19 protein-coding genes and 1 tRNA gene are annotated in these 22,863 nt (G+C 66.9%); 9 read left to right on the top strand and 11 right to left on the bottom strand.

All coding sequences use genetic code 11. The features are described from left to right. Positions 1-21: 21 nt before the first annotated feature. Entirely contained in the window at positions 22-492 is a 471-nt protein-coding gene (locus AC5RWU_RS08640; protein ID WP_494030549.1) for a MarR family winged helix-turn-helix transcriptional regulator, read from the top strand. Positions 493-656: 164 nt separating this feature from the next. Here AC5RWU_RS08640 and AC5RWU_RS08645 read toward each other — a convergent pair. The 3 genes from AC5RWU_RS08645 to AC5RWU_RS08655 all read right to left on the bottom strand — a co-directional run bounded on the left by AC5RWU_RS08645 (position 657) and on the right by AC5RWU_RS08655 (position 2,681). Next, positions 657-729 (bottom strand) — tRNA-Lys (locus AC5RWU_RS08645). 121 nt (positions 730-850) lie between these two features. After that, positions 851-1,969, bottom strand: a complete 1,119-nt coding sequence (locus tag AC5RWU_RS08650; protein ID WP_494030550.1) for a PQQ-dependent sugar dehydrogenase — start codon at positions 1,967-1,969, stop codon at positions 851-853. 4 nt (positions 1,970-1,973) lie between these two features. Continuing rightward, complete coding sequence (locus AC5RWU_RS08655) at positions 1,974-2,681, bottom strand: sunset domain-containing protein (protein WP_494030551.1); 708 nt, start codon at positions 2,679-2,681, stop codon at positions 1,974-1,976. Positions 2,682-2,833: 152 nt separating this feature from the next. Here AC5RWU_RS08655 and AC5RWU_RS08660 point away from each other — a divergent pair, with 152 nt between their 5' ends. Continuing rightward, positions 2,834-3,790, top strand: a complete 957-nt coding sequence (locus AC5RWU_RS08660; protein WP_494030552.1) for a 2-hydroxyacid dehydrogenase — start codon at positions 2,834-2,836, stop codon at positions 3,788-3,790. A 5-nt stretch (positions 3,791-3,795) separates the two neighbouring features. On the opposite strand, the gene AC5RWU_RS08665 is transcribed toward AC5RWU_RS08660, so the two are convergent. Next, positions 3,796-4,254: a hypothetical protein gene (locus AC5RWU_RS08665; RefSeq protein ID WP_494030553.1), complete on the bottom strand. Its 459-nt coding sequence runs from the start codon at positions 4,252-4,254 to the stop codon at positions 3,796-3,798. A gap of 1 nt (position 4,255) precedes the next feature. Next, complete coding sequence (locus AC5RWU_RS08670; RefSeq protein ID WP_494030554.1) at positions 4,256-4,783, bottom strand: YbaK/EbsC family protein; 528 nt, start codon at positions 4,781-4,783, stop codon at positions 4,256-4,258. A gap of 234 nt (positions 4,784-5,017) precedes the next feature. Here AC5RWU_RS08670 and ilvD point away from each other — a divergent pair, with 234 nt between their 5' ends. The 6 genes from ilvD (at position 5,018) to metG (ending at position 13,931) form a co-directional block, all read left to right on the top strand. Further along, positions 5,018-6,721 (top strand): dihydroxy-acid dehydratase, encoded by a 1,704-nt coding sequence (gene ilvD / locus AC5RWU_RS08675; RefSeq protein ID WP_494030555.1) that lies wholly within the window; start codon positions 5,018-5,020, stop codon positions 6,719-6,721. Between the two features lie 291 nt (positions 6,722-7,012). Next, a complete protein-coding gene (locus AC5RWU_RS08680; protein WP_494030556.1) occupies positions 7,013-8,920 on the top strand; it encodes an acetolactate synthase large subunit in 1,908 nt (635 codons plus the stop codon). Between the two features lie 2 nt (positions 8,921-8,922). Then, on the top strand, positions 8,923-9,435 hold the full coding sequence (gene ilvN, locus AC5RWU_RS08685; RefSeq protein WP_494030557.1) for an acetolactate synthase small subunit: 513 nt from the start codon (positions 8,923-8,925) through the stop codon (positions 9,433-9,435). 52 nt (positions 9,436-9,487) lie between these two features. Next, positions 9,488-10,537 (top strand): ketol-acid reductoisomerase, encoded by a 1,050-nt coding sequence (gene ilvC / locus AC5RWU_RS08690; RefSeq protein WP_494030611.1) that lies wholly within the window; start codon positions 9,488-9,490, stop codon positions 10,535-10,537. Positions 10,538-10,651: 114 nt separating this feature from the next. Then, positions 10,652-12,241 (top strand): phosphoglycerate dehydrogenase, encoded by a 1,590-nt coding sequence (gene serA, locus AC5RWU_RS08695; protein WP_494030558.1) that lies wholly within the window; start codon positions 10,652-10,654, stop codon positions 12,239-12,241. 127 nt (positions 12,242-12,368) lie between these two features. Continuing rightward, positions 12,369-13,931 (top strand): methionine--tRNA ligase, encoded by a 1,563-nt coding sequence (metG, locus tag AC5RWU_RS08700; protein ID WP_494030559.1) that lies wholly within the window; start codon positions 12,369-12,371, stop codon positions 13,929-13,931. Between the two features lie 19 nt (positions 13,932-13,950). On the opposite strand, the gene AC5RWU_RS08705 is transcribed toward metG, so the two are convergent. The 6 genes from AC5RWU_RS08705 to AC5RWU_RS08730 form a co-directional block, all read right to left on the bottom strand. Then, positions 13,951-14,442 (bottom strand): hypothetical protein, encoded by a 492-nt coding sequence (locus AC5RWU_RS08705; protein WP_494030560.1) that lies wholly within the window; start codon positions 14,440-14,442, stop codon positions 13,951-13,953. Positions 14,443-14,595: 153 nt separating this feature from the next. Then, positions 14,596-16,002: an APC family permease gene (locus AC5RWU_RS08710; RefSeq protein ID WP_494030561.1), complete on the bottom strand. Its 1,407-nt coding sequence runs from the start codon at positions 16,000-16,002 to the stop codon at positions 14,596-14,598. Positions 16,003-16,152: 150 nt separating this feature from the next. Beyond that, positions 16,153-18,666, bottom strand: coding sequence for an ABC transporter permease (locus AC5RWU_RS08715; RefSeq protein WP_494030562.1), 2,514 nt, complete (start codon positions 18,664-18,666; stop codon positions 16,153-16,155). A 3-nt stretch (positions 18,667-18,669) separates the two neighbouring features. After that, on the bottom strand, positions 18,670-19,368 hold the full coding sequence (locus tag AC5RWU_RS08720) for an ABC transporter ATP-binding protein (protein WP_494030612.1): 699 nt from the start codon (positions 19,366-19,368) through the stop codon (positions 18,670-18,672). A gap of 254 nt (positions 19,369-19,622) precedes the next feature. Next, on the bottom strand, positions 19,623-20,360 hold the full coding sequence (locus tag AC5RWU_RS08725) for a response regulator (protein ID WP_494030563.1): 738 nt from the start codon (positions 20,358-20,360) through the stop codon (positions 19,623-19,625). Positions 20,361-20,380: 20 nt separating this feature from the next. Then, entirely contained in the window at positions 20,381-21,568 is a 1,188-nt protein-coding gene (locus AC5RWU_RS08730) for a sensor histidine kinase (protein WP_494030564.1), read from the bottom strand. A 121-nt stretch (positions 21,569-21,689) separates the two neighbouring features. On the opposite strand from AC5RWU_RS08730, the gene AC5RWU_RS08735 reads away from it, so the two are divergent. Continuing rightward, a complete protein-coding gene (locus tag AC5RWU_RS08735) occupies positions 21,690-22,739 on the top strand; it encodes a 3-isopropylmalate dehydrogenase (protein WP_494030565.1) in 1,050 nt (349 codons plus the stop codon). Positions 22,740-22,863: the final 124 nt, after the last annotated feature.

Raw genomic sequence — 22,863 nt, forward strand, 5'->3', positions numbered from 1 at the left:
CTGCGCCGATATACTCGCTATATGCCTGACATGGAGCAGTGGCTTACTGGACGCCTCTTATCGACAGCCGCCCGATTGGTGGAACACGCCTGGAACGAACAGCTGGTCGCCATCGGCGTCACCCATGCCGGGGTGATTGCCTTGGGTGTGCTGTCCAGCCAGGGACCGATGACGCAGGCGAGCCTGGCCCAGATCGTGCGGGTCCAGGCCCAGACCATGGGCAAGACGCTGGGACGGCTCGAATCCAGGGGCCACGTGACGCGGGTCCGCAGCGAGCAGGACAAGCGGAGCCACCTGGTCTCCATCACGGAAGCGGGCGCCGAGGCGCTGTACCGGGCGCAGGAGATCGAACGGAACCTCATGCCCGGCCGGGGCCTGACGGACGAACAGTTCCGCCGGCATCTCATGTACGTCATCCGGGAACTGGACGAGCCGCAGCTGAACTGGGTCGAAACCGGCCTTCCCGACATTCCGGGGCCTGAGACCGTCTAGCCCCCGTTGACTCTGCAGGACGCGCACGTTTGCCGACCGGCACGTGCGCGTGCTGCAGAGCCAGCGGGGCTGAGCCAGCGGGGCTGGGCTAGCGGGAGCGGCGCGTTAACGCAATTTGACCCCGGCCTGCGCTGTGCGCCGGCCGGGGTCAAACCCTTCCTCTGTGCACCCCCCGGGACTCGAACCCGGAACCCATTGATTAAGAGTCAATTGCTCTGCCAGTTGAGCTAGAGGTGCCTTCGCTGTGGACTGGATCTCCGCGGGATCTCAGGTTTTTTCCCGCTTCTTCGTCGTCCGCAACGAGTAAAAACTCTACCGGAAGATTTCCGAAAAATGAAATCCACGTGGCCGTTGTAAGCTAATTCACCCCGAAGCGCAGGATGCTGCTGGTTGCGCCCGCGGCGTTGTTGGCTACCCACAAGGAGCCGTCAGGGCCCTGGATGGCGTCCCGCAGCCGGCCGAACCGGCCCTCGAAATGTTCGATCGGCTCCGCGGCGGCGCCCCCGCGAAGGGGTACCTGCCACAGCCGTTCACCCCGCAACGCTCCGATGTAGGCAATGTCGTCAATGATGGCCATGCCGCTGGGGGAGGCGGTGGCCGGAGAGGGCCAGACCACCTGGGCGTCGACGAAGCCCGCCCGTCCCGGTGCCCCGGTGACCTCGGGCCAGCCGTAATTGCCGCCCGGCTGGATCAGGTTCAGTTCATCGTTGACATCGGCCCCGAATTCGGTGGCCCACAGGCGGCCGGCCGAATCCCAGGCGAGGCCCTGGACATTCCGGTGTCCCAGGCTGTAGACGGGCGAGCCTTCCGTCGGGTTGCCCGGCGCCGGATCGCCCGCCGCGGTGATGCGCAGGATCTTGCCGCCCAGCGAGGAAGGATCCTGGGCACTGCCCTGTTCGGTCGCATCCCCGGTGGCAACATAGAGGAACCCGTCCGGCCCGAACTTGATCCGTCCTCCGTTGTGGATCCGGGCGCTCGGGATGCCGGTAAGGATCGGCTCGGGCTGTCCCAGGGTGGCGCCGTCGAAAGTGAACCTGACCACGCGGTTGTCCTGGGCTCCGGTGAAGTATGCGAACACCAGTTGGTCCTGCTCGAAATCCGGGCTGACCGCCAGGCCCAGCAGCCCGCCTTCCCCGGTACCGGCCAGGGCATCCGGGATGCTCCCGACCTCCTGCATGTTTCCGTCCGCAAGGCGCTTGACCAGGGCGCTGTCGCGCTCCGAGACCAGGACTGAGCCGTCAGGCAGCGGCGCCATCGACCACGGCAGGGACAGGCCGGTGGCCAGCTCACGGTCGAAAGCCGGCACCGGAACGGAGGAGGCAGCGGCGTTCTCCGCGGCGGCGGAAGCCGCTCCATTGACTCCACCCGGAACCGACGACGGCGCAGCCACCTGCGGTGCCGTTTCGCCGGTGCAGCCTGTCAAGGCCAGGCACAGGCCAGCCAGTACCGCCGTCCAGGTCCTTCGTCGCGCCCTCATCGGTTCAATGCCCTTTCGGAGGCCGGAAGCCGGCGGCTTCGGCCTGCTCCACGGTTTGGAACCAGAACTCCGCCTTCGTGTCCGCGTAGGAGGGCATGCCCGGCTGGTGGTAGATCATCGACGTTCCGTTGCCCTTGATCAGGAACCCGTCGGGTCCGCTGCCGTTCCACGCGGCGAAGGCCGAACCGGGTCCAAACGGCGTCTCCGACGGATCGAAGGGGTAGCCCGACCGGTTGCTGCCCGCATGGTGGTGGACGATCTCTTCGGATTCGGATCCGTCCCAGCCGCAGTGCCGTGAGGTTCCGGTGCCCGTACCCGGCGACGATGGGAACTCGCTGGCCCGGCAGGGGCCGTGCCTGCCGTGCTGTTCCTGGCCTGGGCGCGTGGTCGGTCCCGGACGGTGGATCCTGGCCGCAGGATCGTGCATCGAGGCGGCCTCCGCGGCCGCCGATTCTGTCCAGCCATCGACGTCGTCGGCGTCGTCCGGTGCCCGATGCGGTGCCTGTTGCGGGGCCGGTTGGCGGGCAGCGGGCCGGTCCGCCGCAACGGTAGCCCCGGACCGTCCGGGTGGTTCATGCCTCAGCTGAAAGTGCGCGGACGGCATCGGCAGCAGCTGTACGGCCGGTTCCGCGGCCGCGCCTGGCGCTTTGCGCCGGTTCATGTACCACCACCCCGCGGCACCGATGATAAATATCCAGATTAAGAGTTCCATGGCCGAGCCTCCAGTCGCGCCGGGATTCTCCTGATCCTGACGTTACGACTTCCCCCCACCGGCTGTCCAGACCCCGGGAAACCGGCTGCACGGTGTCCGGATCCCGGCTGCCGAAGGCCTGGAATGACTCAGGCCATGGTTACAGTGGCGTCATGGCACAACGCGCGCAGCTCATCCGGACCGTATCCTTCCCCACGCCCGAGCTTCTTGAGGCCATGCTGCCGCTGCCGGCAGGAATCACGGCCGGCGTCTGGGACCTGGACGGCGATCCGGTGGGCGTCGCGCTAAAGGATCTTGACGCCGTCGTACTTCCCTATGCCAGCGCAAGCAACTGCCTGCCCGCGCTGAAACGCGTACCTGGCCTGAAGCTCGTCCACACCCAGTCCACCGGCTTCGACGGCGTGCCCGAAGCGGTCGGCGGCGGCGTTGCGGTGGCCAGCGCGGCCGGCGTCCATGCCGCGGCCACGGCCGAAATCGCCGTCGGCCTGGCGCTGGCTTCGCTGCGGGGGATGGATGTGGCCATCCGGGACCAGCAGCGGGCGGTGTGGAATCCGCAGCGCTACCCGGGCCTGGCGGACAGGAAAGTGCTGCTGGTGGGTGTCGGCGGCATCGGAACCGAAATAGCCCGCCGGCTGGAACCGTTCGAGGTGGAGATAACGCGGGTCGGCAGCAATGCGCGCGACGACGCGTCCGGCCATGTCCACGGAACGGATGAACTGGTGGCCCTGGCGCCGCGGCACGACGTGCTGATCGTTATCACCCCGCTGAATGCATCGACGCAGCGGCTGATCGATGGGCAGGTACTGGCTGCGTTGCCGGACGGAGCCCTGGTGGTGAATGTGGCCCGCGGCGCGGTGGTGGATACGGACGCGCTGACCGCAGAGGTGCTGTCCGGCCGGCTGCGCACTGCCCTGGACGTGGTCGACCCGGAGCCGCTGCCCGCCGAGCATCCGCTCTGGCATGCGCCGGGGGCGATCATCACCCCTCATGTCGGCGGAAATACCGGGGCGTTCTGGCCGCGCATCGTGAAGCTGCTGCGTAGCCAGCTCGCGGCGCTGGCGGCAGGGGAGCGGCCGGCGAACCTGGTGCAGTCCGGCCCGCTGCGCTGAGGTTCTCAGGCCATATCGATGAACGCAGCCATGAAGGCGTGGAAATCCTCGCAGTCCTCTTCCTGGTGCAGTTCCATGGACAGGCCGCCGGGACCGGGGATATGTGCCCGGTCCGGAACACTGAAGCGGAAGGTTCGGCCGGTGCTGGTGCCGGCCTCGTAGCCTCCGCCCGGCAGCATGACGGCATGGGACAGGTTCGTCATGTTGATCGCCGTCGGGGTGCCCGCGCCCGTGAGCGCAGGGACATTGAACGGCGCGATCACCAGTTCCGCCGGTTGCCAGCGGTATCCCACCACGTAGTAGCCGGTCCTGCCGCCGCTTCCCGGCCGATCCATTCGGCTCCGCCTCCCGGGGCCGCCGTAGACCAGGTTGTAGGAGCCGAAATTCGGGATCTGTGCATCGAAGACCGCGCGCAGGATGTCCTTGAGTTCGTCGCTGTCGGGAACATCGGGCTGGGACGTCATCTCAGGCAACCTTGAGCGGCATTCCGGCCGTCAGCCGCAGCAGGGCCGGGTAATCGGTGGGAAAAACGGTGCTGGGATGCCCGGCCGCTGCCCAGATGGTCCCGTAGTCGGCCAGGTCGACGTCCACATAGGTGGGCAGCTGAGCCGGATGGCCCAGGGGAGCGACGCCGCCGATGGGCTGGCCGGTGGCACGGCGTACGACGCCGGCACTCGCCCGGGCGAGGACGCCGCCCAGTTCCCGGCCCACCAGGGCGGTGTCTACCCGGTGCGCTCCCGAGGTCATGATCAGCACCGGTTTGCCGTCGAGAGTGAAGACGAGGGAGTTGGCGATGGCGCCCACCGGAATGCCGAGCGCCGCGGCGGCCAGGGCGGCGGTGTGCGCCGACGCGGCCAGCACCGTGACGTCGGCCGGGTGTCCGGCGGCGGCCAGTGCAGCGACGACCTCCGTGACATTGGGATGCTCGCTGATCCTGTCGGCGGGGACTTGCTCGGCCGGGACTTGCTCTGCGTCGGTGTGTGGCATGGCCATGGGTCCAGTCTATTGAGAAGCCTCCCGGGGACCGCCACCGGCAGGTAACAACTGTGGAAAGGTTCGCGCCGCCGGGCCACTACCGACGGCCTGGTACCGGGACCAGCCAGGTGGCAGAATGCGAAGCATTACGGGCCGGAATGCGGCAATCCGCGGCTGCTGTGATGCCGCCGCGCCGTCGTCTGCCGCAGAAATGGTCCGGGGGGTTGCTGCTTAAGCCATACAATTTGGGTCATGAGCACGGACGCAACTCCCGATATCAAGCCCCGAAGCAGAGCAGTCACCGATGGAATCCACGCAGCCCCGGCGCGCGGCATGTTCCGCGCAGTGGGAATGGGGGACGACGATTTCGCCAAGCCGCAGATCGGCGTCGCCAGTTCCTGGAATGAGATCACTCCCTGCAACCTCTCACTGAACCGCCTGGCCCAGGGGGCCAAGGAAGGCGTCCACGCCGGCGGCGGCTTCCCGATGCAGTTCGGGACCATTTCCGTTTCCGACGGTATTTCCATGGGCCACGAGGGCATGCACTTCTCCCTGGTGTCCCGCGAGGTCATCGCCGACTCGGTGGAAACCGTCATGCAGGCCGAGCGCATCGACGGCTCCGTCCTGCTGGCCGGCTGCGACAAGTCGCTCCCCGGCATGCTGATGGCCGCCGCCCGCCTGGACCTGGCCAGCGTCTTCCTCTACGCCGGTTCCATCATGCCCGGCTTCGCCAAGCTCGAGGACGGCACCGAGAAGGAAGTCACTCTGATCGACGCCTTCGAGGCGGTCGGAGCCTGCGCCGCCGGCAAGATGAGCCGCAAGGACCTGGACGCGATCGAACGCGCCATCTGCCCGGGCGAAGGCGCCTGCGGCGGCATGTACACCGCGAACACCATGGCCTGCATCGGCGAGGCCCTGGGCATGTCCCTGCCGGGTTCCGCCGCGCCGCCGTCGGCCGACCGCCGCCGTGACGCCTTTGCCCGCAAGTCCGGCGAGGCCGTCGTCAACCTGCTGCGCCTGGGCATCACTGCCCGGGACATCATGACCAAGAAGGCCTTCGAGAACGCGATCGCCGTCACGATGGCCTTCGGCGGTTCCACCAACGCCGTGCTCCACCTGCTGGCAATCGCCCGCGAGGCCCAGGTGGAACTGACGCTGGACGACTTCAACCGCATCGGCGACAAGATCCCGCATCTGGGCGACCTGAAGCCCTTCGGCCGCTATGTCATGGTCGACGTCGACAGGATGGGCGGCGTCCCGGTCATCATGAAGGCGCTGCTGGACGCGGGCCTGCTGCACGGCGACTGCCTGACCGTGACGGGCAGGACCGTTGCGGAGAACCTCGCGGAGATCAACCCGCCGGACCTCGACGGGAAGATCCTGCGCGCGCTGGATAACCCGATCCATAAGACCGGCGGCATCACCATCCTGCACGGCTCGATGGCGCCGGAGGGCGCTGTCGTCAAGAGCGCCGGCTTCGACGCCGACGTCTTCGAAGGCACCGCCCGCGTGTTCGAACGCGAGCAAGGGGCGCTGGATGCCCTGGATAACGGCGAGATCAAGGCCGGAGACGTCGTCGTGATCCGCTACGAGGGCCCCAAGGGCGGTCCGGGCATGCGGGAGATGCTGGCCATCACCGGCGCCATCAAGGGTGCGGGCCTGGGCAAGGACGTGCTGCTGCTGACCGACGGCCGCTTCTCCGGCGGCACCACCGGCCTGTGCATCGGCCATGTTGCGCCCGAGGCGGTCGACGGCGGCCCGATCGCCTTCGTCAAGGACGGCGACCGGATCCGCGTGGATATTGCCGCCCGCAGTTTCGACCTGCTGGTCGACGACGAGGAGCTCGCGGCCCGCAAGGTCGGCTGGGAGCCGCTGCCGGCCAAGTTCACCTCCGGGGTGCTGGCCAAGTACGCCAAGCTGGTGCACTCGGCCAGCACCGGCGCCTACTGCGGCTAGGACTTCCGACTGGCGGACACTGTGTCCGAATACTGAGACGCAGTGTCCGCCAGTTGACACCCTCGGGCTCCGGAGGGAAGACTGAAGGCATGCAGATCGTAAACGTAGTCCTTATTACCAAGCGCGTGGCGTAAGCCGCATTTGGTCTGACTACGTCTACGCGCGAACCCCTCTCGGAGCCACCAGGCTGGAGGGGTTTTTCTATTTGCAGAAGAGAACAGAAGCCGGGCCGGCAGAATGCCTGCCCGGCGGGCACATCGACAACAGTAAGATCCGCAAAGGAAGAGTCCGATGAGTAAAGGATCGCCGGTCAGCCCTTCGCTGATGGCAACAAAGGCGCCCGCACGCACCGCCGCGGGCGAAGCCAAACCAAAAGATGTAGCTTCCTCTGTCTCTTCCACTGTGGACGCCGCGGGCCCGGTCCAGGGACCCAACAACATCGTGGCGCCCATCGAAATGACCGGCTCACAAGCCGTTGTCCGTTCACTGGAAGAACTCGGCGTCGACGACGTCTTCGGGTTGCCAGGTGGGGCCATCCTGCCCACCTACGACCCCCTCATGGATTCGGCCAAGATCAATCACATCCTGGTCCGCCACGAACAGGGAGCAGGGCACGCCGCGCAGGGCTATGCCATGGTCACCGGCCGGCCAGGTGTCTGCATCGCCACCTCCGGCCCCGGAGCCACCAACCTGGTGACCGCCATCGCCGACGCGCACATGGATTCCGTGCCGATGGTGGCCATCACCGGCCAGGTGTCCAGCGCGGTGATCGGCTCGGATGCGTTCCAGGAAGCGGACATCGTGGGCATCACGATGCCCATCACCAAGCATTCCTACCTGGTCACCAAGGCAGCGGATATTCCGCGTGTGCTGGCCGAGGCGTTCCATATCGCCTCCACCGGCCGGCCGGGTCCGGTGCTGGTGGACATTACCAAGGACGCCCAGCAGTCCAAGATGACATTCTCCTGGCCGCCGCGGATCGACCTCCCCGGCTACCGCACCGTGGTGCGCGGCCATGCCAAGCAGGTCCGTGAAGCGGCCAAGCTGATCGCCGCCGCCGAGCGTCCGGTCTTCTACGTCGGCGGCGGCGTGGTCAAGGGGCATGCTTCCGCGGAGCTGCTCGAACTGGCCGAACTGGTCGGAGCGCCCGTGGCCACGACCCTGATGGCCAAGGGCGTGTTCCCGGACTCGCACCAGCAGCATGTGGGCATGCCCGGAATGCACGGTTCCGTGAGCGCAGTGACCGCGCTGCAGCAGGCGGACCTGCTCATCACGCTGGGTGCGCGGTTCGATGACCGCGTGACCGGCGTACTCTCCACCTTCGCCCCGAATGCCAAGGTGATCCACGCCGATATCGATCCGGCGGAAATCTCCAAGAACCGCACCGCGGACGTGCCGATCGTCGGATCCGTCAAGGAGATTATTCCGGAGCTGGCCGAGGCCGTGCGCGAGCAGTTCGCCGCGACCGGCAAGCCGGACCTGAGCGAATGGTGGGACAGCCTCAACCGTCTTCGCGAGACATATCCGATCGGCTTCACGCAGCCGGAGGACGGTCTGTCCGCGCCGCAGCGGGTCATCCAGCGGATCGGCGAGCTGACCGGACCGGAAGGGGTCTACGTCGCCGGCGTCGGACAGCACCAGATGTGGGCGGCCCAGTTCATCAAGTATGAACGTCCGCACGCCTGGCTGAACTCCGGCGGGCTGGGCACCATGGGCTACTCCGTCCCGGCTGCAATGGGCGCCAAGGTGGGCACCCCGGACCGCGTGGTCTGGGCGATTGACGGCGATGGCTGCTTCCAGATGACCAACCAGGAACTGGCTACCTGCGTGATCAACAAAATCCCGATCAAGGTCGCGGTGATCAACAATTCGTCCCTGGGCATGGTGCGCCAGTGGCAGACCCTGTTCTATGAGGGCCGCTACTCCAACACGGACCTGCTGACGGGCCATGGCACCATCCGGGTCCCGGACTTCGTTAAGCTGGCCGATGCCTACGGCTGCGCTGGCCTGCGCTGCGAGCGGGACGAGGATATCGACGCGACGATCCAGCAGGCGCTCGAGATCAACGACCGGCCCGTCGTCGTCGACTTCGTGGTCAGCCGTGATTCCATGGTGTGGCCGATGGTCCCCGCCGGAGTCAGCAACGACCTCATCCAGATCGCCCGCGACATGACCCCGGAGTGGGAGCAGGAGGACTGACCATGGCACGCCATACCCTTTCCGTGCTGGTTGAAGACGTACCGGGTGTGCTCACCCGGGTGGCCAGCCTGTTCGCCCGCCGGGCGTTCAACATCCATTCATTGGCCGTCGGCCCCACGGAGGTGTCCGGGCTGTCCCGGATCACCGTGGTGGTCGAGGCCGAGGGTGATCTGCTCGAGCAGGTCACCAAACAACTGAACAAGCTCATCAATGTCATCAAGATCGTGGAGCTTGTTCCCGAGTCTTCCGTGCAACGCGACCACATCCTGGTCAAGGTTCGTGCGGATGCCGCAACACGGCTGCAGGTAACCCAGGCAGCAGATCTGTTCCGCGCCTCGGTGGTCGACGTTTCCACAGAATCGCTGGTCATCGAGGCAACCGGCACCGCCGAGAAGCTCAACGCACTGCTGTCAGTGCTGGAGCCGTTTGGCATCCGCGAAATTGTCCAATCCGGAACGCTGGCCGTTGGCCGCGGCGCCAAGTCGATGAGCGACCGCGCCCTGCGTTCCGCTTAGCTAAACCCGCTTCCGGGTCCGGCTGCACAGCCGGGCCCGCAAAGACCGCAATATCAATCAGGAGAATGCAAAAGTGACTGAACTTTTCTACGACGACGACGCCGACCTCTCGCTCATCCAGGGCCGCAAGGTTGCCGTGATCGGTTACGGCAGCCAGGGCCATGCCCATGCCCTGAGCCTGCGCGACTCCGGCGTCGATGTCCGCGTCGGCCTCAAGGAGGGCTCCAAGTCCCGCGCCAAGGCTGAGGCCGAGGGCCTGAAGGTCCTCAACGTTGCCGACGCCGTCGCCGAAGCCGACCTCATCATGGTCCTTACCCCGGACCAGGCCCAGCGCTTCGTCTACGCCGAGGAAATCGCCCCGAACCTGAAGTCCGGCGACGCACTGTTCTTCGGACACGGCTTCAACATCCGCTACGGCTACATCAAGCCGCCGGCGGACGTGGACGTCGCACTGGTCGCTCCGAAGGGCCCGGGCCACATCGTGCGCCGCGAATTCGAAGCCGGCCGCGGTGTTCCGGACCTGATCGCCGTCGAGCAGGATGCTTCCGGCAAGGCCTGGGACCTGGCGCTGTCCTACGCCAAGGGCATCGGCGGCACCCGTGCCGGCGTCATCAAGACCACCTTCACTGAAGAGACCGAGACGGACCTCTTCGGCGAGCAGGCCGTCCTGTGCGGCGGTGCTTCGCAGCTGATCCAGTACGGCTTCGAGACCCTGACCGAAGCCGGCTACAAGCCGGAGGTCGCCTACTTCGAGGTCCTGCACGAACTGAAGCTGATCGTCGACCTGATGGTCGAAGGCGGCATCGCCAAGCAGCGCTGGAGCGTCTCCGACACCGCCGAGTACGGTGACTACGTCTCCGGCCCGCGCGTGATCGACCCGCACGTGAAGGAGAACATGAAGGCTGTCCTGAAGGACATCCAGGACGGCACCTTCGCCAAGCGCTTCATCGACGACCAGGACGCCGGAGCTCCGGAGTTCAAGGAACTGCGCCGGAAGGGCGAGGAGCACCCGATCGAGGCCACCGGCCGCGAGCTGCGCAAGCTCTTCTCCTGGATCAAGTCCACGGACGACGACTACACCGAAGGTTCCGTTGCCCGCTAAGGCGCGCTGAACCCCAAAAAGGCCGGACACACACTTCACATTGTGGGTCCGGCCTTTTTGTCGATCTAGACTAAACAAATCAACCGTACTGTTTCGCAGAGGATCCCTGAAACCATGCAAAAACCAGTAGTACTTTTGGCTGAAGAGCTGTCGCCGGCCACCATCGAGGCGCTGGGCCCCGATTTCGAAATCCGCACGACGGACGGCGCGGACCGTTCCCAGCTGCTGCCGGCCATCGCCGACGTGGACGCGATCCTCGTGCGTTCGGCCACCCAGGTGGATGCCGAAGCCATTGCCGCGGCGAAGAACCTGAAGGTCATCGCCCGCGCCGGCGTCGGCCTCGACAACGTGGACATCAAGGCTGCCACCCAGGCCGGCGTCATGGTGGTCAACGCGCCGACGTCGAACATCGTCTCCGCGGCCGAACTGACGGTCGGGCACATCCTCTCCCTGGCCCGCCACATTCCGGCGGCCAACGCTGCACTGAAGAACGGCGAGTGGAAGCGGTCCAAGTACACCGGTACGGAACTGTACGAAAAGAAGATCGGGATCATCGGCCTCGGCCGGATCGGCGCCCTGATCGCCTCCCGCCTGCAGGCCTTCGAGACCGAGATCCTGGCCTACGATCCCTACGTGACGTCCGCCCGCGCTGCGCAGCTGGGCGTCCGGCTGGTCAGCCTGGACGAGCTGCTGGAGCAAAGCGACTTCATCTCCATCCACATGCCCAAGACGCCGGAGACCGTCGGCATGATCGGTGACGCCGCCTTCGACAAGATGAAGGACACCGCCTACGTGGTCAACGTAGCCCGCGGCGGCCTCATCGACGAGGACAGCCTGTACCGCGCGCTCAAGGACAAGAAAATCGCCGGTGCGGCCATCGACGTCTTTGCCAAGGAACCCAGCACCGACCTGCCGTTCTTTGCGCTGGAGAATGTCGTCGTCACCCCGCACCTGGGCGCCTCCACCGAGGAAGCGCAGGAGAAGGCCGGCATTTCGGTCGCCAAGTCCGTCCGCCTGGCCCTGGCCGGCGAGCTGGTTCCCGACGCGGTCAACGTGGCCGGCGGCGTCATCGCCGAAGACGTGCGCCCGGGCATCCCGCTGATCGAGAAGCTGGGCCGGATCTTCACCGCCCTGTCCCACGGATCCGTCACCCAGATCGACGTCGAGGTCGCCGGCGAAATCGCCGCATTGGATGTCAAGGCGCTGGAGCTGGCGGCCCTGAAGGGTGTCTTCAAGGACATCGTCTCCGAGCAGGTCTCCTACGTGAACGCACCGGTCCTGGCCGAACAGCGGGGGATCAGCACCCGTCTGATCACCACCACGGAGGTCGAGGACTACCGCAACGTTCTGACCATCCGCGGCGCACTGTCCGACGGTACCCAGATTTCGGTGTCCGGCACGCTGACCGGACCCAAGCAGATCGAAAAGCTGGTCGGCATCAACGGCTACGACCTGGAGATCCCGATCAGCGAGCACCTGCTGGTCATGCTCTACCAGGACCGTCCGGGCGTCATCGGCACGCTGGGCCGCCTCCTCGGCGAAAAGGACATCAACATCGCCGGCATGCAGGTGGCCCGCAAGGCTGAAGGCGGACAGGCCCTGTCCCTGCTGGCCGTGGACAGCGCCGTTCCGCAGGACGTGCTCGACGCGATCCGCGAGGCGATCGGCGCCACTGTGGCCCGCGAGGTCGACCTGCAGGACTAATCGCGACTAATGCAGGCGGGCGCGGCCCGGCATTCTGCGGACGACGACGTCGCCGCGCCGATTGCCGGGCCGCGCCTTCGGTTTTCCGGATTTCGACAACCTCCGCGAGCGGGGGTAATTTCTAAGGGTGCATTCTTCCTCTGAAAAGACCCCGTTCTACATCACCACGGCCATTTCCTATCCGAATGGCCGGCCGCATATCGGCCACGCCTACGAGGTCATCGCCACCGACGCCATGGCCCGCTTCAAGCGGCTGGACGGCTACGATGTCCGGTTCCTGACCGGAACGGACGAGCACGGGCTGAAGATGCAGCAGACCGCCGAGAAGGAGGGCCTGACGGCCCGGCAGCTGGCGGACCGTAATTCCCAGATCTTCCAGGACATGGCCGGCCTGCTGAATATCTCCCACGACCGCTTCATCCGCACCACGGACGCGGACCACTATGAGGCGTCCCAGGCCATTTGGAAGCGCATGGAGGAGGCCGGGGACATCTATCTGGATTCCTATGCCGGCTGGTATTCGGTGCGGGACGAGGCCTACCACGTCGAGGCGGAGACGGAGGTGCGCGAGGACGGTGTCCGCTACGCCCTCCTGACCGGAACGCCGGTCGAATGGACTGAGGAACAGACCTACTTCTTCCGGCTGTCCGGCTTTGCCGACCGCCTGCTGAAGCACTATGAGGAAAACCCCGCGTTCATCGGGCCCAGCCAGCGGCGCAACGAGGTCATGAGCTTCGTGTCCGGCGGCCTGGAGGACCTGTCCATCAGCCGCACCACCTTCGACTGGGGCGTGCCGGTGCCGGGCCACCCGGAACATGTGATGTACGTGTGGGTGGACGCGCTGACCAACTACCTGACCGGCGTCGGCTATCCGGATACCGACGGCGGTACCTACCGCCGCTACTGGCCGGCGGACCTGCACGTCATCGGCAAGGACATTGCCCGCTTCCATGCCGTCTACTGGCCGGCGTTCCTGATGTCCGCGGGGCTGCCGCTGCCCAAGCGCGTGTACGCGCACGGCTTCCTCTTCAACAAGGGGGAGAAGATGTCCAAGTCGGTCGGCAATGTGGTGGACCCGTTCGCGCTGGTGGACACCTACGGCCTGGACCAGCTGCGCTACTTCCTGCTGCGCGAGGTGCCTTTCGGCCAGGACGGCAATTACAGCCACGATGGCATTGTTGGCCGGATGAACGCGGACCTGGCCAATGACCTTGGCAATCTGGCCCAGCGGTCGCTGTCCATGGTCGCCAAGAACTGCTCAGGGGCCGTTCCCCAGCCCGGTGTTTTCTCCGCCGAGGACAAGGAACTGCTGGACGCCGCCGCCGGCCTGCTGGAAACCGCCCGGGCTGATTACGAGGTGCAGGACTTCCACCGGGCGCTCGAGTCCATCTGGACCGTGGTCGCGGACACCAACCGCTATTTCACCGTGCAGGAACCGTGGGTTCTGCGGAAGACCGACGTTGAACGCATGAACACGGTCCTGTATGTCACCTTGGAAGTGCTGCGCACCGTGGCCATCCTGGTCCAGCCGGTGGTGCCGGACAGTGCCGCCAAGCTGCTGGCGCTGCTGGGACAGGACGACGACGGCGCCCGCACCTTCGCGGCGCTGGCCGCACCCATCGTGCCGGGCACCGGGCTGCCGGCGCCCAAGCCGGTCTTCCCCAAGTATGAGGAGCCGGTGGAGGCTTAGGCCGCGGACGGGGCTTCGTTCAGCGGGGGAACCGGTCCGGGGCCGTCTCGGCCATGACCGCGGCGATCTGTTGCTGCTGCAGGCGGGCCACATCCCGCAGCTGTCGCAGGTGGTCCGCGTCGAGCCGGGGATCCGACGGGGCAAGGGCCAGCAGTGTCTCCCAGAGGCATTCCTTGCCGCGGACCGCGGTCTGCAGGGACTCCAGCTCCAACTGTGGCGCGGTGCCGTTGCGGGAGCGCAGCAGATTGAGCGGATTTACCCTGCTGACCTGCGCACCGGCCGCCGCCAGCCCCAGCTTGACGTTGCTGGATGACAATCCAAGCCTTGAGATCAGCCGGCGGACTTCATCCCGCTCGCCGGCGATCTGCTCCCGCAGGTGCCGGAACATTTCTTCGTGCGCTGTGCCGCGCCAGGTGGCCTGGGCCGCGTCGAACAAGCGGACCCCGGCCGTTGCGGCGGCCAGGTGGTCGTTCAGATAGGCCTCCAGCGGCCGGGAAGGGGACTTAGTCATCGTGCGCTCCTGTTCCGTCGATCGTCAGTAGCCTTACCTTATCCGGGCGTCGCGGAGTCCCGCACCCTCGCTGGCTCCGCAGTACGCGCACGTCTGACCGGTTTTTCATACGTGTGCTACTGAGTCACCGGGAGGGGTGACGGGATGCGCCTGTCAGCGGACAAGGTCCTCGGGGTGTTCGAAGCGGGTCTTCCGGTGGTGCACCGTGCGGTTCCACAGCCAGGTCAGCAGCCAGAGCACGACGCCGATCGCCAGCATGATGCCGGCGATCTGGTACTCGATGGGGTCCTGGGCCCAAGGGCCGACCAGGAACGCGCAGGTCAGGATCCCAAGGTAGGGGAGGATCCCCGGGGAGCGGAAGTGCCGGTGCTCCACCGGGCTGCGCCGCAGCACCAGGACGGCGATGTTGACGATCGTAAAGACGCCCAGCAGCAGGAGGGCAGTGGTGCCGCCGAGTGCGCTGACCGTGTCCGCACCCATGAAGTTCGTCACCGTGATGATCAGGCCTAAGGCAAGCACGGTGGTGAAGATGATGGAGGTCCACGGCGAACGGCGGCGCGGCAGGACTTTGCCCAGCACCGGAGGAAGCACATCCTGCCGGGCCATGCCGAAGAGCAGCCGGCTGGCCATCAGCATGTTGATCAGTGCGGTATTGGCCACGGCGAACATGGACAGGAACGGGTAGATGACATCGACCGGCAGGCCCGGAGCGCCGATGCGGACCACTTCAAGCAATGGCGTTGAACTTTCGGACAGCATGCCGATTGGCACGATCGCCACTGCGCTGATCGAGACGAGCACATAGACCACTACAGTGATGCTCAGGCCGGTCAGCATCACTTTCGGGAAGATCCGGACCGGATCCTTGGTTTCCTCCGCCATGTTCACCGAGTCCTCGAACCCCACCATGGAGAAGAAGGCCAGCGAGGTGGCAGCGGTCAGGGCCAGGAAGACGCTCTTGTCACCGGATGTTTCGAAGACGACAGTGCGGCTGAAATCCACATTTCCCTGGGACATGGCCCAGAATCCTATGAGGATCACGATCAGCAGGCCGGTGAACTCGACCAGGGTGAGCACCACGTTGAACTTCACGCTCTCGCTCACGCCCCGCAGATTGATCACCGCCAGCAGCGCCATGAAGATGACCGCGACCCAGGTGACGCCGGTCTGGTTCCAGTCGAGGTTGAATCCGACGATGAAGTTCTCGGCCAGGAACTTGGCGGCCGTAGAGGCGGAGGTGATGCCGGAACTAAGCACCGCGAAGGTCACCAGGAACGTCAGGAAGTGAATGCCGAAGGCCTTGTGCGTGTACAGAGCCGCCCCTGCGGCCTGCGGATACTTCGTAACCAGCTCCAGATAGGAGAAGGCCGTGATCGTGGCGACCGCGAACGCCAGCAGGATCGGAGCCCAGGCCGCGCCGCCGATTTCCCCGGCGACCCTGCCCGTCAGCGCGTAGACGCCGGTGCCCAGGATGTCGCCGACGATGAACAGGAGGAGGAGCTTGGGGCCGATGGCCCGCTTCAGTTCCGGCTGCTCTTGGACCAGTATGGGTTTGCTCATCGTCAAACTCCATCGAATGTAACGGAATTGATCTTGGCGGAACAGTAATGCTTTAAACAGAGATGCTTTAACTGTTCCAGCCAACGTAGCACGCAGCCGCCGCGGCGTCTGCTGCCGCGGCGGCTTTTTCGGTCAGGGCTCCCGGAGGCGCTACGTGGTCGCCAGTCCTTCCACCGGTGACAGCCGGACCGCCCGCCGCGCGGGCATGACCGAGGCCAGCAGGCCCGCAACGATGGCCACGGCCAGAACCGCCGCCAGCTGCGTCCAGGGCAGGACCGGTACGACGTCGGCGACCGCACCGAGGGCGGCCTGCGCGCCGAGGACTCCGTAGGCGGAACCCAGCACTGTACCCAGCAGTGCCGCCGCCCCGGCGATCAGCACCGCCTCCACGGCCAGCATCCCCCGCAGCTGCCCCTTCGTCAGGCCGAGTGCCCGCAGCAGGGCGGATTCGCGGGTCCGTTCCAGCACGGACAGCGAGAGGGTGTTCGCCACCCCGATCAGCGCAATCAGCACAGCCACGGCCAGCAACGCAGTGACGACCAGCAGGAGCACATCGATGACCTCGTTGAACGTCGCCTTCTCCACAGCGGCACCGGAGACCTGGTAATCGTTGACGTGCACCACGGAGGCCAGCTCGGTGCGCAGGTCCATGAGCTCTCCTCCGGACAGATCCGGTTCGACGGCGAGCCACAGTTCCGAAGCCGCGTCTGCCGCGGGACCGCCCAGCTGGTCCATCACCGCGGCGGAGATCAGCGGCGGGAAGTCATCCGCTTCCGAGGTGACGACCCGCAGTTCGGCTTGGCCGCTGGCACCGGTCACAGTGAGGGTATCCGCTGCAGTCCCGGCGGGCATGAGGATGGTGTCCGCGTCGAGGATCAAGGCATCGTCCCGCAGCAGACCGTTCTTTTCTTCCGGCAGGGCGAGGACGGGAACAGGACCGCCCGGCTCCTGATCGGCCGCCTCCGGCGTTCCGGTGTCTTCCAGTGTTCCGGCCGGCAGCAGCAGCGCGGCATCCTGGACTCCTGGCACCTCCCGGGCGGCCGTAACGGCGCCGCCTGACAATGGTCCGCCCGCGAGCGTGGGTCCGCTGATGGCCACATCCACCGGATAGCTTTCATCCAGGGCGTTGTCGAAGCCGGTACGGGCAGAGGCCGCACCGGTCATCATCATCGTCACCAGGGTGACACCGATCAGCAGCGCCGCCGCCGTGGACGAGGTCCGGGCAGGATTCCGCACTGCGTTGGCCGCCGCGAGCCTGCCCGGGACACCGAGTCCGGCGGCCAGCCTGCCCGTTCCGGAGACCAGGGCGGGGACAAAGAGAACCGCGCACAGCAGGATGCCGACGAAGGACAGCGCTCCGCCCGGCAGCGCCACCAGCAGCTGCCCGGACGCGGCGCCGGCGGCCAGCAGTGCGGCGCCGCCCGCCAGCAGAACCAAGCCGAGAGCCAGCCGCAGGCGTCCCTTCCGGTTGCCCAGGGCCGCGTCGTCGGCGGGGCGCAGTGCGGCCAGCGGTGCGACGGCGGTGGCCGCCCGGGCCGGGAAGGACGCGGCGACGAGCGTCATCAGGATGCCTGCCGCCAGGCCGGCGGCAATGGCCGACGGCGGCACCGCCAGGGTGGCGAATTCGCTGCCGGGAATCGTCCTGGCATAGGAGACCAGCCCGGCCATGACGCCCGTGGCCAGCAGTACCCCGGCCACCGATGCAACGGAGCCCACCACGGCCGCCTCGGCCAGCACTGAATTGCGGATCTGCCGCTGGCTGGAGCCGATGCACCGCAGCAGCGCCAATTCCCGGGTCCGCTGGGCCACCAGGACGGAGAAGGTGTTGGAGATGACCAGTGCGGAGACCAGTACGGCTACCAGCGCGAACGCCAGCAGGATGATGGTCAGTTGGTCGCTGCCGCCGGTCAGGGACTGGACGACTGCGGTGGTCTGCTCGTCGGCGGTCCGCACGTTCAGGTTTGGGTAGCCTGCGCCCTCGAGCAGCCGGGCCACGTCGTCGGCCGCCTGGTTGCTGCCGGTTCCGGCGGCCAGATCGAGCTGGATGCTGTGGATGGCCGGCTCGCCTCCGGCCAGGGATGCGACCGTCCGGTCCTCTGCCAGCAGCTGCGGCAGCGCCGCCAGGAACGGATCCGCGGAGGGCGCGACGATGCCCACCACGGTGGCGGCTGTGCCGGCGTCGTCCAGGTCCTGCTGTGCCGAGGCGCCGGTACCCGGAGCGATGGACAGCACGTCACCGATGTTCACCCCGTACTTGTCGGCGCTGGCCGCATCCAGCGCCAGTTCTCCAGGTCCGCCCGGGAGCGAACCCTCAAGCAGCTGCGCGGCTTCGAGCTTCTCCGGCGCCGTATTGGCCACCTGGGCGAAGACCGCGTTGCGCCCGGTGCCGAAGGCGGCCAGCGACGTGGACCGGACGTAGGCCGCCTCCACTGCGGGGTCCCGGAGCGCGGCGTCCGCTGCGGCGGGATCCAGCGGCTCGTCGGAGGTGACCACCAGATCCGCCTTGGCATACGCCGCGCCGAGGCTGGCGCCCAGCGATGCCTGGGTGGTGGCGTTGACCATGAGCGTGGCGCTGAGGAACGCGACGGCCAGCACCACCGCCAGGCCGACGGCGATGAAACGGCGCGCGTGGCTGCGCACCTGGGACAGGGCAATGTTCAGCATGGGTTATTCCCCCAGCCGGGCCAGGGCGGCCAGGATCTCTTCGCCGCTGGGCCGCTGCAGTTCGCCGACCAGCTCGCCGTCGTTCATCAGCACCACGCGGTCGGCGTAGGAGGCGGCCACCGGGTCGTGGGTGACCATGATGATGGTCTGGCCCATTTCCTTGGTGGAGCGGCGGAGCAGGGAGAGCACCTCGGCCCCCACCTTGGAATCCAGGTTGCCGGTGGGCTCATCGCCGAAGATGACATCCGGGCGGGTGAGCAGGGCGCGGGCGACGGCGACGCGCTGCTGCTGGCCGCCGGAGAGCTCGTGCGGGCGGTGCCGGAGCCGTTCGGCCAGGCCGAGGGTGGCGGTCACCGAGCGGAACCACTCCCTGTCCACGCTGCCGCCGGCCAGGGCGACCGGCAGCGTGATGTTCTGTTCGGCGGTCAGCGTCTGCACCAGGTTGAAGGCCTGGAAGACAAAGCCCACGCGGTCCCGGCGCAGTTCCGTCAGCTGGTTGTCGGTCAGCTGCGTGATGTCCGTGCCGCCGATCAGGATCTGCCCGCCGTCGCACGCGTCAAGCCCGGCCAGGCAGTGCATGAGGGTGGACTTACCGGAGCCGGACGGCCCCATGATCGCGGTGAACTTGCCGGCTTCGAAGCCGACGTCCACCCCGCGCAGGGCGGTCACGCGGGTGTCGCCCCTGCCATAGGTTTTGGTCAGGCCGCGGGCGACGACGGCGTCCGCCTTGGCAGAGTGGGCTGGGGCTGCCGGGGGCGCGGGTTGGGTCTCGTAGCCGGTGCGTGGCACGGTTTCTCCTTGGATCGGTGATGGGGTCGTATCCAAGGTAGGTATCGGGAGCCGGCCGGCGGATCGGGCTGCGGACGGAAAAAGCCGGCCCGCCGCCGTCGTTCTTTCATACCGCGGGATGAGGCTGGTCTCAGCTCCAGGCGGCAGGCACCCTGCCTCAGCTGGGGTCAGCCCGCCGTCACAATGCCCGTTTCATAGGCGATGACCACAGCCTGGACGCGGTCACGCGCGCCCAGCTTGGCCAGGATATGGCCCACGTGCGTCTTGACGGTGGCCTCGGAGAGAAACAACTGCGCGGCAATCTCCGGATTGGACAGGCCCTGGGCAATCAGCGTGAACACCTCGCGCTCGCGGGCGGTGAGGGATTCGACCGCCGCGGTGTGGGCCGTGCGTGCCGGGCTGGGGGCCGTAAGCAGGGGAGCGACGTGGTCCAGCAGGCGCCGCGTGGTGGAGGGGGCAATCACGGCATCGCCGCGGTGCACCGTGCGGATCGCGGCCAGCAGCTCCTCCGGCGGCGCATCCTTGAGCAGGAAGCCGCTGGCGCCGGCCTGGATCGCGGACAGGGCGTACTCATCGAGGTCGAAGGTGGTCAGCACGACGATCTTCAGGTCCGCCAGCGCGGAGCCGTCCGGCTGCCCGGCGGCGCGGTCGAGCAGTCTTTGGGTCGCCTCGATCCCGTCCATCACCGGCATGCGGACGTCCATGAGGACGACGTCGGCCCGGGTTGCCGCGAGCGCCGAGAGGGCCTCCATGCCGTTGCCGGCCTCCGCGACCACTTCCAGGTCCGGCTGGGAATTGATCAGCATGGTGAAGCCGCTGCGCACCAACTGCTGGTCGTCGACCAGCGCCACCCGGATGGGAGCGGCAGGGGCCGGTCCGGGCGCGGCCGGCGTGGAAATGGTCATGTTCTCTGCCTCGTTATTTGCTAAGCCTCGGTGTAGGGGATGAAAGCCTGGACCCGGAAACCTCCGCCGGCCCGGGGCGCAGCCCGCACCGTCCCATCGTAGAGGGCCAGCCGCTCGGTCATGCCGACGATTCCCTGGCCCGCGCCGGCGGTGGCCGGATCCGCGTCAGCGCCGCGGCCGTCGTCGTCGACTTGCAGTTCCAGGCCCTTACCGGTCCATTCCAGCCGGACCTCAGCCGCGGTATTCGGTCCGGCATGCTTGAGCACATTGGTCAGTGCTTCCTGGACGACGCGGTACGCGGTGAGCTCGGCGCCTGCCGGCAGCGCGCGGCGCGGTTCGCCCTGGGCGGTGTACCGGACCGCCAGCCCGGCTTTCCGGACCGTCCCGACCATGGTTTCGACGTCGGCCAGCGCGGGCAGGGGGCGGGTCGAGGCAACCTCGTCGCTGCGCAGGACACCGAGCAGCCGGCGCATCTCGCGCAGCGAAGTCCGGCCAGTGTCCGCGATGGTGCCCAGCGTGTTGAGCGCGACCTGCGGATCCTGGGCCCCGGCATAGCGGGCGCCGTCGGCCTGGGTGATGATGACCGAGAGCGAATGCGCCACGATGTCGTGCATTTCGCGGGCGATGTGGCTGCGTTCATCAGCTGCGGCGAGGTCGCGCTCCTGCTGGCGTTCGATTTCCAGCCGATGTGCCCGGTCCCGCAGCGCCTCGACCTGCAGTCGCCGGGTCCGTTGGAGGTCGCCGAAGGTCCAGGCGAGCACGGAGAGCAGTTCAATGAACACGAAATTGGCGGCTGCCAGCAGCAGCCAGCTGGTGCCGGTCAGGTCCGGCGGACTGATATTGGGCTGCCGGATTCCGTAGAGGACCGCGCCCAGCGTCCCCGCTCCCAAGGCGGCGAGACCACACCAGCGGGGTCCATAGGCTGCCGCAGCATGGATCATGACCGGCGCGCTGATGAGGGCGGGCACCGGCGCGAGGTCCGCCAGCCACACGAAAAAGAAGACGGTGACGAGGACGGCCGTGGCAGGAACCGGGTGGCTGCGGCGCCAGGCGAGGGGGACGATCATGGCCACGGAAGCGACGAACAGCACCCGGTCCATGAAGATAAACGGAAGTGCCAGGAACGTCAGCCAGACGAGCATCGCGAGGAAGTCGACTTTTCGGGGATTGCGCTGGAACCAGCGGTAGATCTTCTGATGCAGGCCCATGGTGTGTAACTTTAGGGGGAGCCGGCCCGGGCGGGCATCCACCCTAGGTCTGAGGTGCGGGGCTGTCCGGATTCTGAGACGGATTGCCCATGATGTGGGACGGCTCCTTAAACTCATGGCCATGAGCACATCCATTCATCTGGCAGTAATCCCCGGTGACGGCATTGGCCCTGAAGTCATTGCCGAAGCCGTCAAGGTCCTGAAGAAGGTCACGGAAAACGAGTCCGTGTCCTTCGAACTCAAGGAATTCAAGCTCGGTGCCGAGCATTGGCTCGCCACGGGCGAAACCCTGCCGGATTCGACGCTCGAGGAACTGCGGGGGCATGACGCGATCCTGTTCGGCGCCGTCGGGGCCGCTCCCGGGGACACCCGCATCCCGTCGGGCATCATCGAGCGGGAGATGCTGCTCAAGCTGCGCTTCAGCCTGGACCACTATGTCAACCTGCGGCCCGCAAAGCTGTTCGCCGGCGTCGAAAGCCCGCTCGCCAACCCGGGTGCGATCGACTTCGTCGTCGTCCGCGAGGGCACCGAAGGACCGTATGTAGGCAACGGCGGGGCGCTGCGCGTGGGCACGCCGCATGAGATCGCCACGGAAGTCTCGGTCAACACGGCCCACGGCGTCGAGCGCGTCGTCCGCGATGCCTTCCGCCGCGCCAGCGAGCGTCCGCGCAAGAAGGTCACCCTGGTGCACAAGCACAATGTGCTGGTCCACGCCGGCCATCTGTGGAAGCGCACGGTCGAGGCTGTTGCCAAGGAATTCCCCGAGGTCACCCACGACTACCTGCACATCGACGCCGCCACCATCTTCATGGTCACCGACCCGTCCCGCTTCGACGTGATCGTGACGGACAATCTTTTCGGCGACATCATCACGGACCTGGCCGCCGCCGTCACCGGCGGCATCGGCCTGGCCGCTTCGGGCAACATCAACATGGACCGGACCGCGCCGTCGATGTTCGAACCGGTCCACGGCTCCGCTCCGGACATTGCCGGCCAGCAGAAGGCGGATCCGACGGCGGCCATCCTGTCCGTGGCCCTGCTCCTTGAGCACCTTGGACTCCATGAGGCAGCCTCGCGGGTGGAAAAGGCGGTTGAGAGCGATGTCGCCAACCGCGGCAGGACCGCCCGGAGCACGGCCGAAGTGGGCGACGCGATCGCATCAGCCCTCTGATTGCTGCCGCCCCTGCCGCCTCCGCCGCTCGCCGGCTTGCCGGCGGGGCGGCAGGGGCCTTTGTGAAAAGCGATACGCTGTAACAGCACAAGAAATTTCCGGCACAAGGGCGTGCTTGTATCCG

Source organism: Arthrobacter sp. B0427-1-12 (assembly GCF_059092905.1).

Excerpts from the sequence above, each read along its gene's own strand:
- AC5RWU_RS08640 (WP_494030549.1), top strand. The coding sequence starts at position 22 with ATGCCTGACATGGAGCAGTGGCTTACTGGACGCCTCTTATCGACAGCC.
- AC5RWU_RS08650 (WP_494030550.1), bottom strand. The coding sequence starts at position 1,969 with ATGAGGGCGCGACGAAGGACCTGGACGGCGGTACTGGCTGGCCTGTGC.
- AC5RWU_RS08655 (WP_494030551.1), bottom strand. The coding sequence starts at position 2,681 with ATGGAACTCTTAATCTGGATATTTATCATCGGTGCCGCGGGGTGGTGG.
- AC5RWU_RS08660 (WP_494030552.1), top strand. The coding sequence starts at position 2,834 with ATGGCACAACGCGCGCAGCTCATCCGGACCGTATCCTTCCCCACGCCC.
- AC5RWU_RS08665 (WP_494030553.1), bottom strand. The coding sequence starts at position 4,254 with ATGACGTCCCAGCCCGATGTTCCCGACAGCGACGAACTCAAGGACATC.
- AC5RWU_RS08670 (WP_494030554.1), bottom strand. The coding sequence starts at position 4,783 with ATGGCCATGCCACACACCGACGCAGAGCAAGTCCCGGCCGAGCAAGTC.
- ilvD (WP_494030555.1), top strand. The coding sequence starts at position 5,018 with ATGAGCACGGACGCAACTCCCGATATCAAGCCCCGAAGCAGAGCAGTC.
- AC5RWU_RS08680 (WP_494030556.1), top strand. The coding sequence starts at position 7,013 with ATGAGTAAAGGATCGCCGGTCAGCCCTTCGCTGATGGCAACAAAGGCG.
- ilvN (WP_494030557.1), top strand. The coding sequence starts at position 8,923 with ATGGCACGCCATACCCTTTCCGTGCTGGTTGAAGACGTACCGGGTGTG.
- serA (WP_494030558.1), top strand. The coding sequence starts at position 10,652 with ATGCAAAAACCAGTAGTACTTTTGGCTGAAGAGCTGTCGCCGGCCACC.
- AC5RWU_RS08705 (WP_494030560.1), bottom strand. The coding sequence starts at position 14,442 with ATGACTAAGTCCCCTTCCCGGCCGCTGGAGGCCTATCTGAACGACCAC.
- AC5RWU_RS08710 (WP_494030561.1), bottom strand. The coding sequence starts at position 16,002 with ATGAGCAAACCCATACTGGTCCAAGAGCAGCCGGAACTGAAGCGGGCC.
- AC5RWU_RS08715 (WP_494030562.1), bottom strand. The coding sequence starts at position 18,666 with ATGCTGAACATTGCCCTGTCCCAGGTGCGCAGCCACGCGCGCCGTTTC.
- AC5RWU_RS08725 (WP_494030563.1), bottom strand. The coding sequence starts at position 20,360 with ATGACCATTTCCACGCCGGCCGCGCCCGGACCGGCCCCTGCCGCTCCC.
- AC5RWU_RS08730 (WP_494030564.1), bottom strand. The coding sequence starts at position 21,568 with ATGGGCCTGCATCAGAAGATCTACCGCTGGTTCCAGCGCAATCCCCGA.
- AC5RWU_RS08735 (WP_494030565.1), top strand. The coding sequence starts at position 21,690 with ATGAGCACATCCATTCATCTGGCAGTAATCCCCGGTGACGGCATTGGC.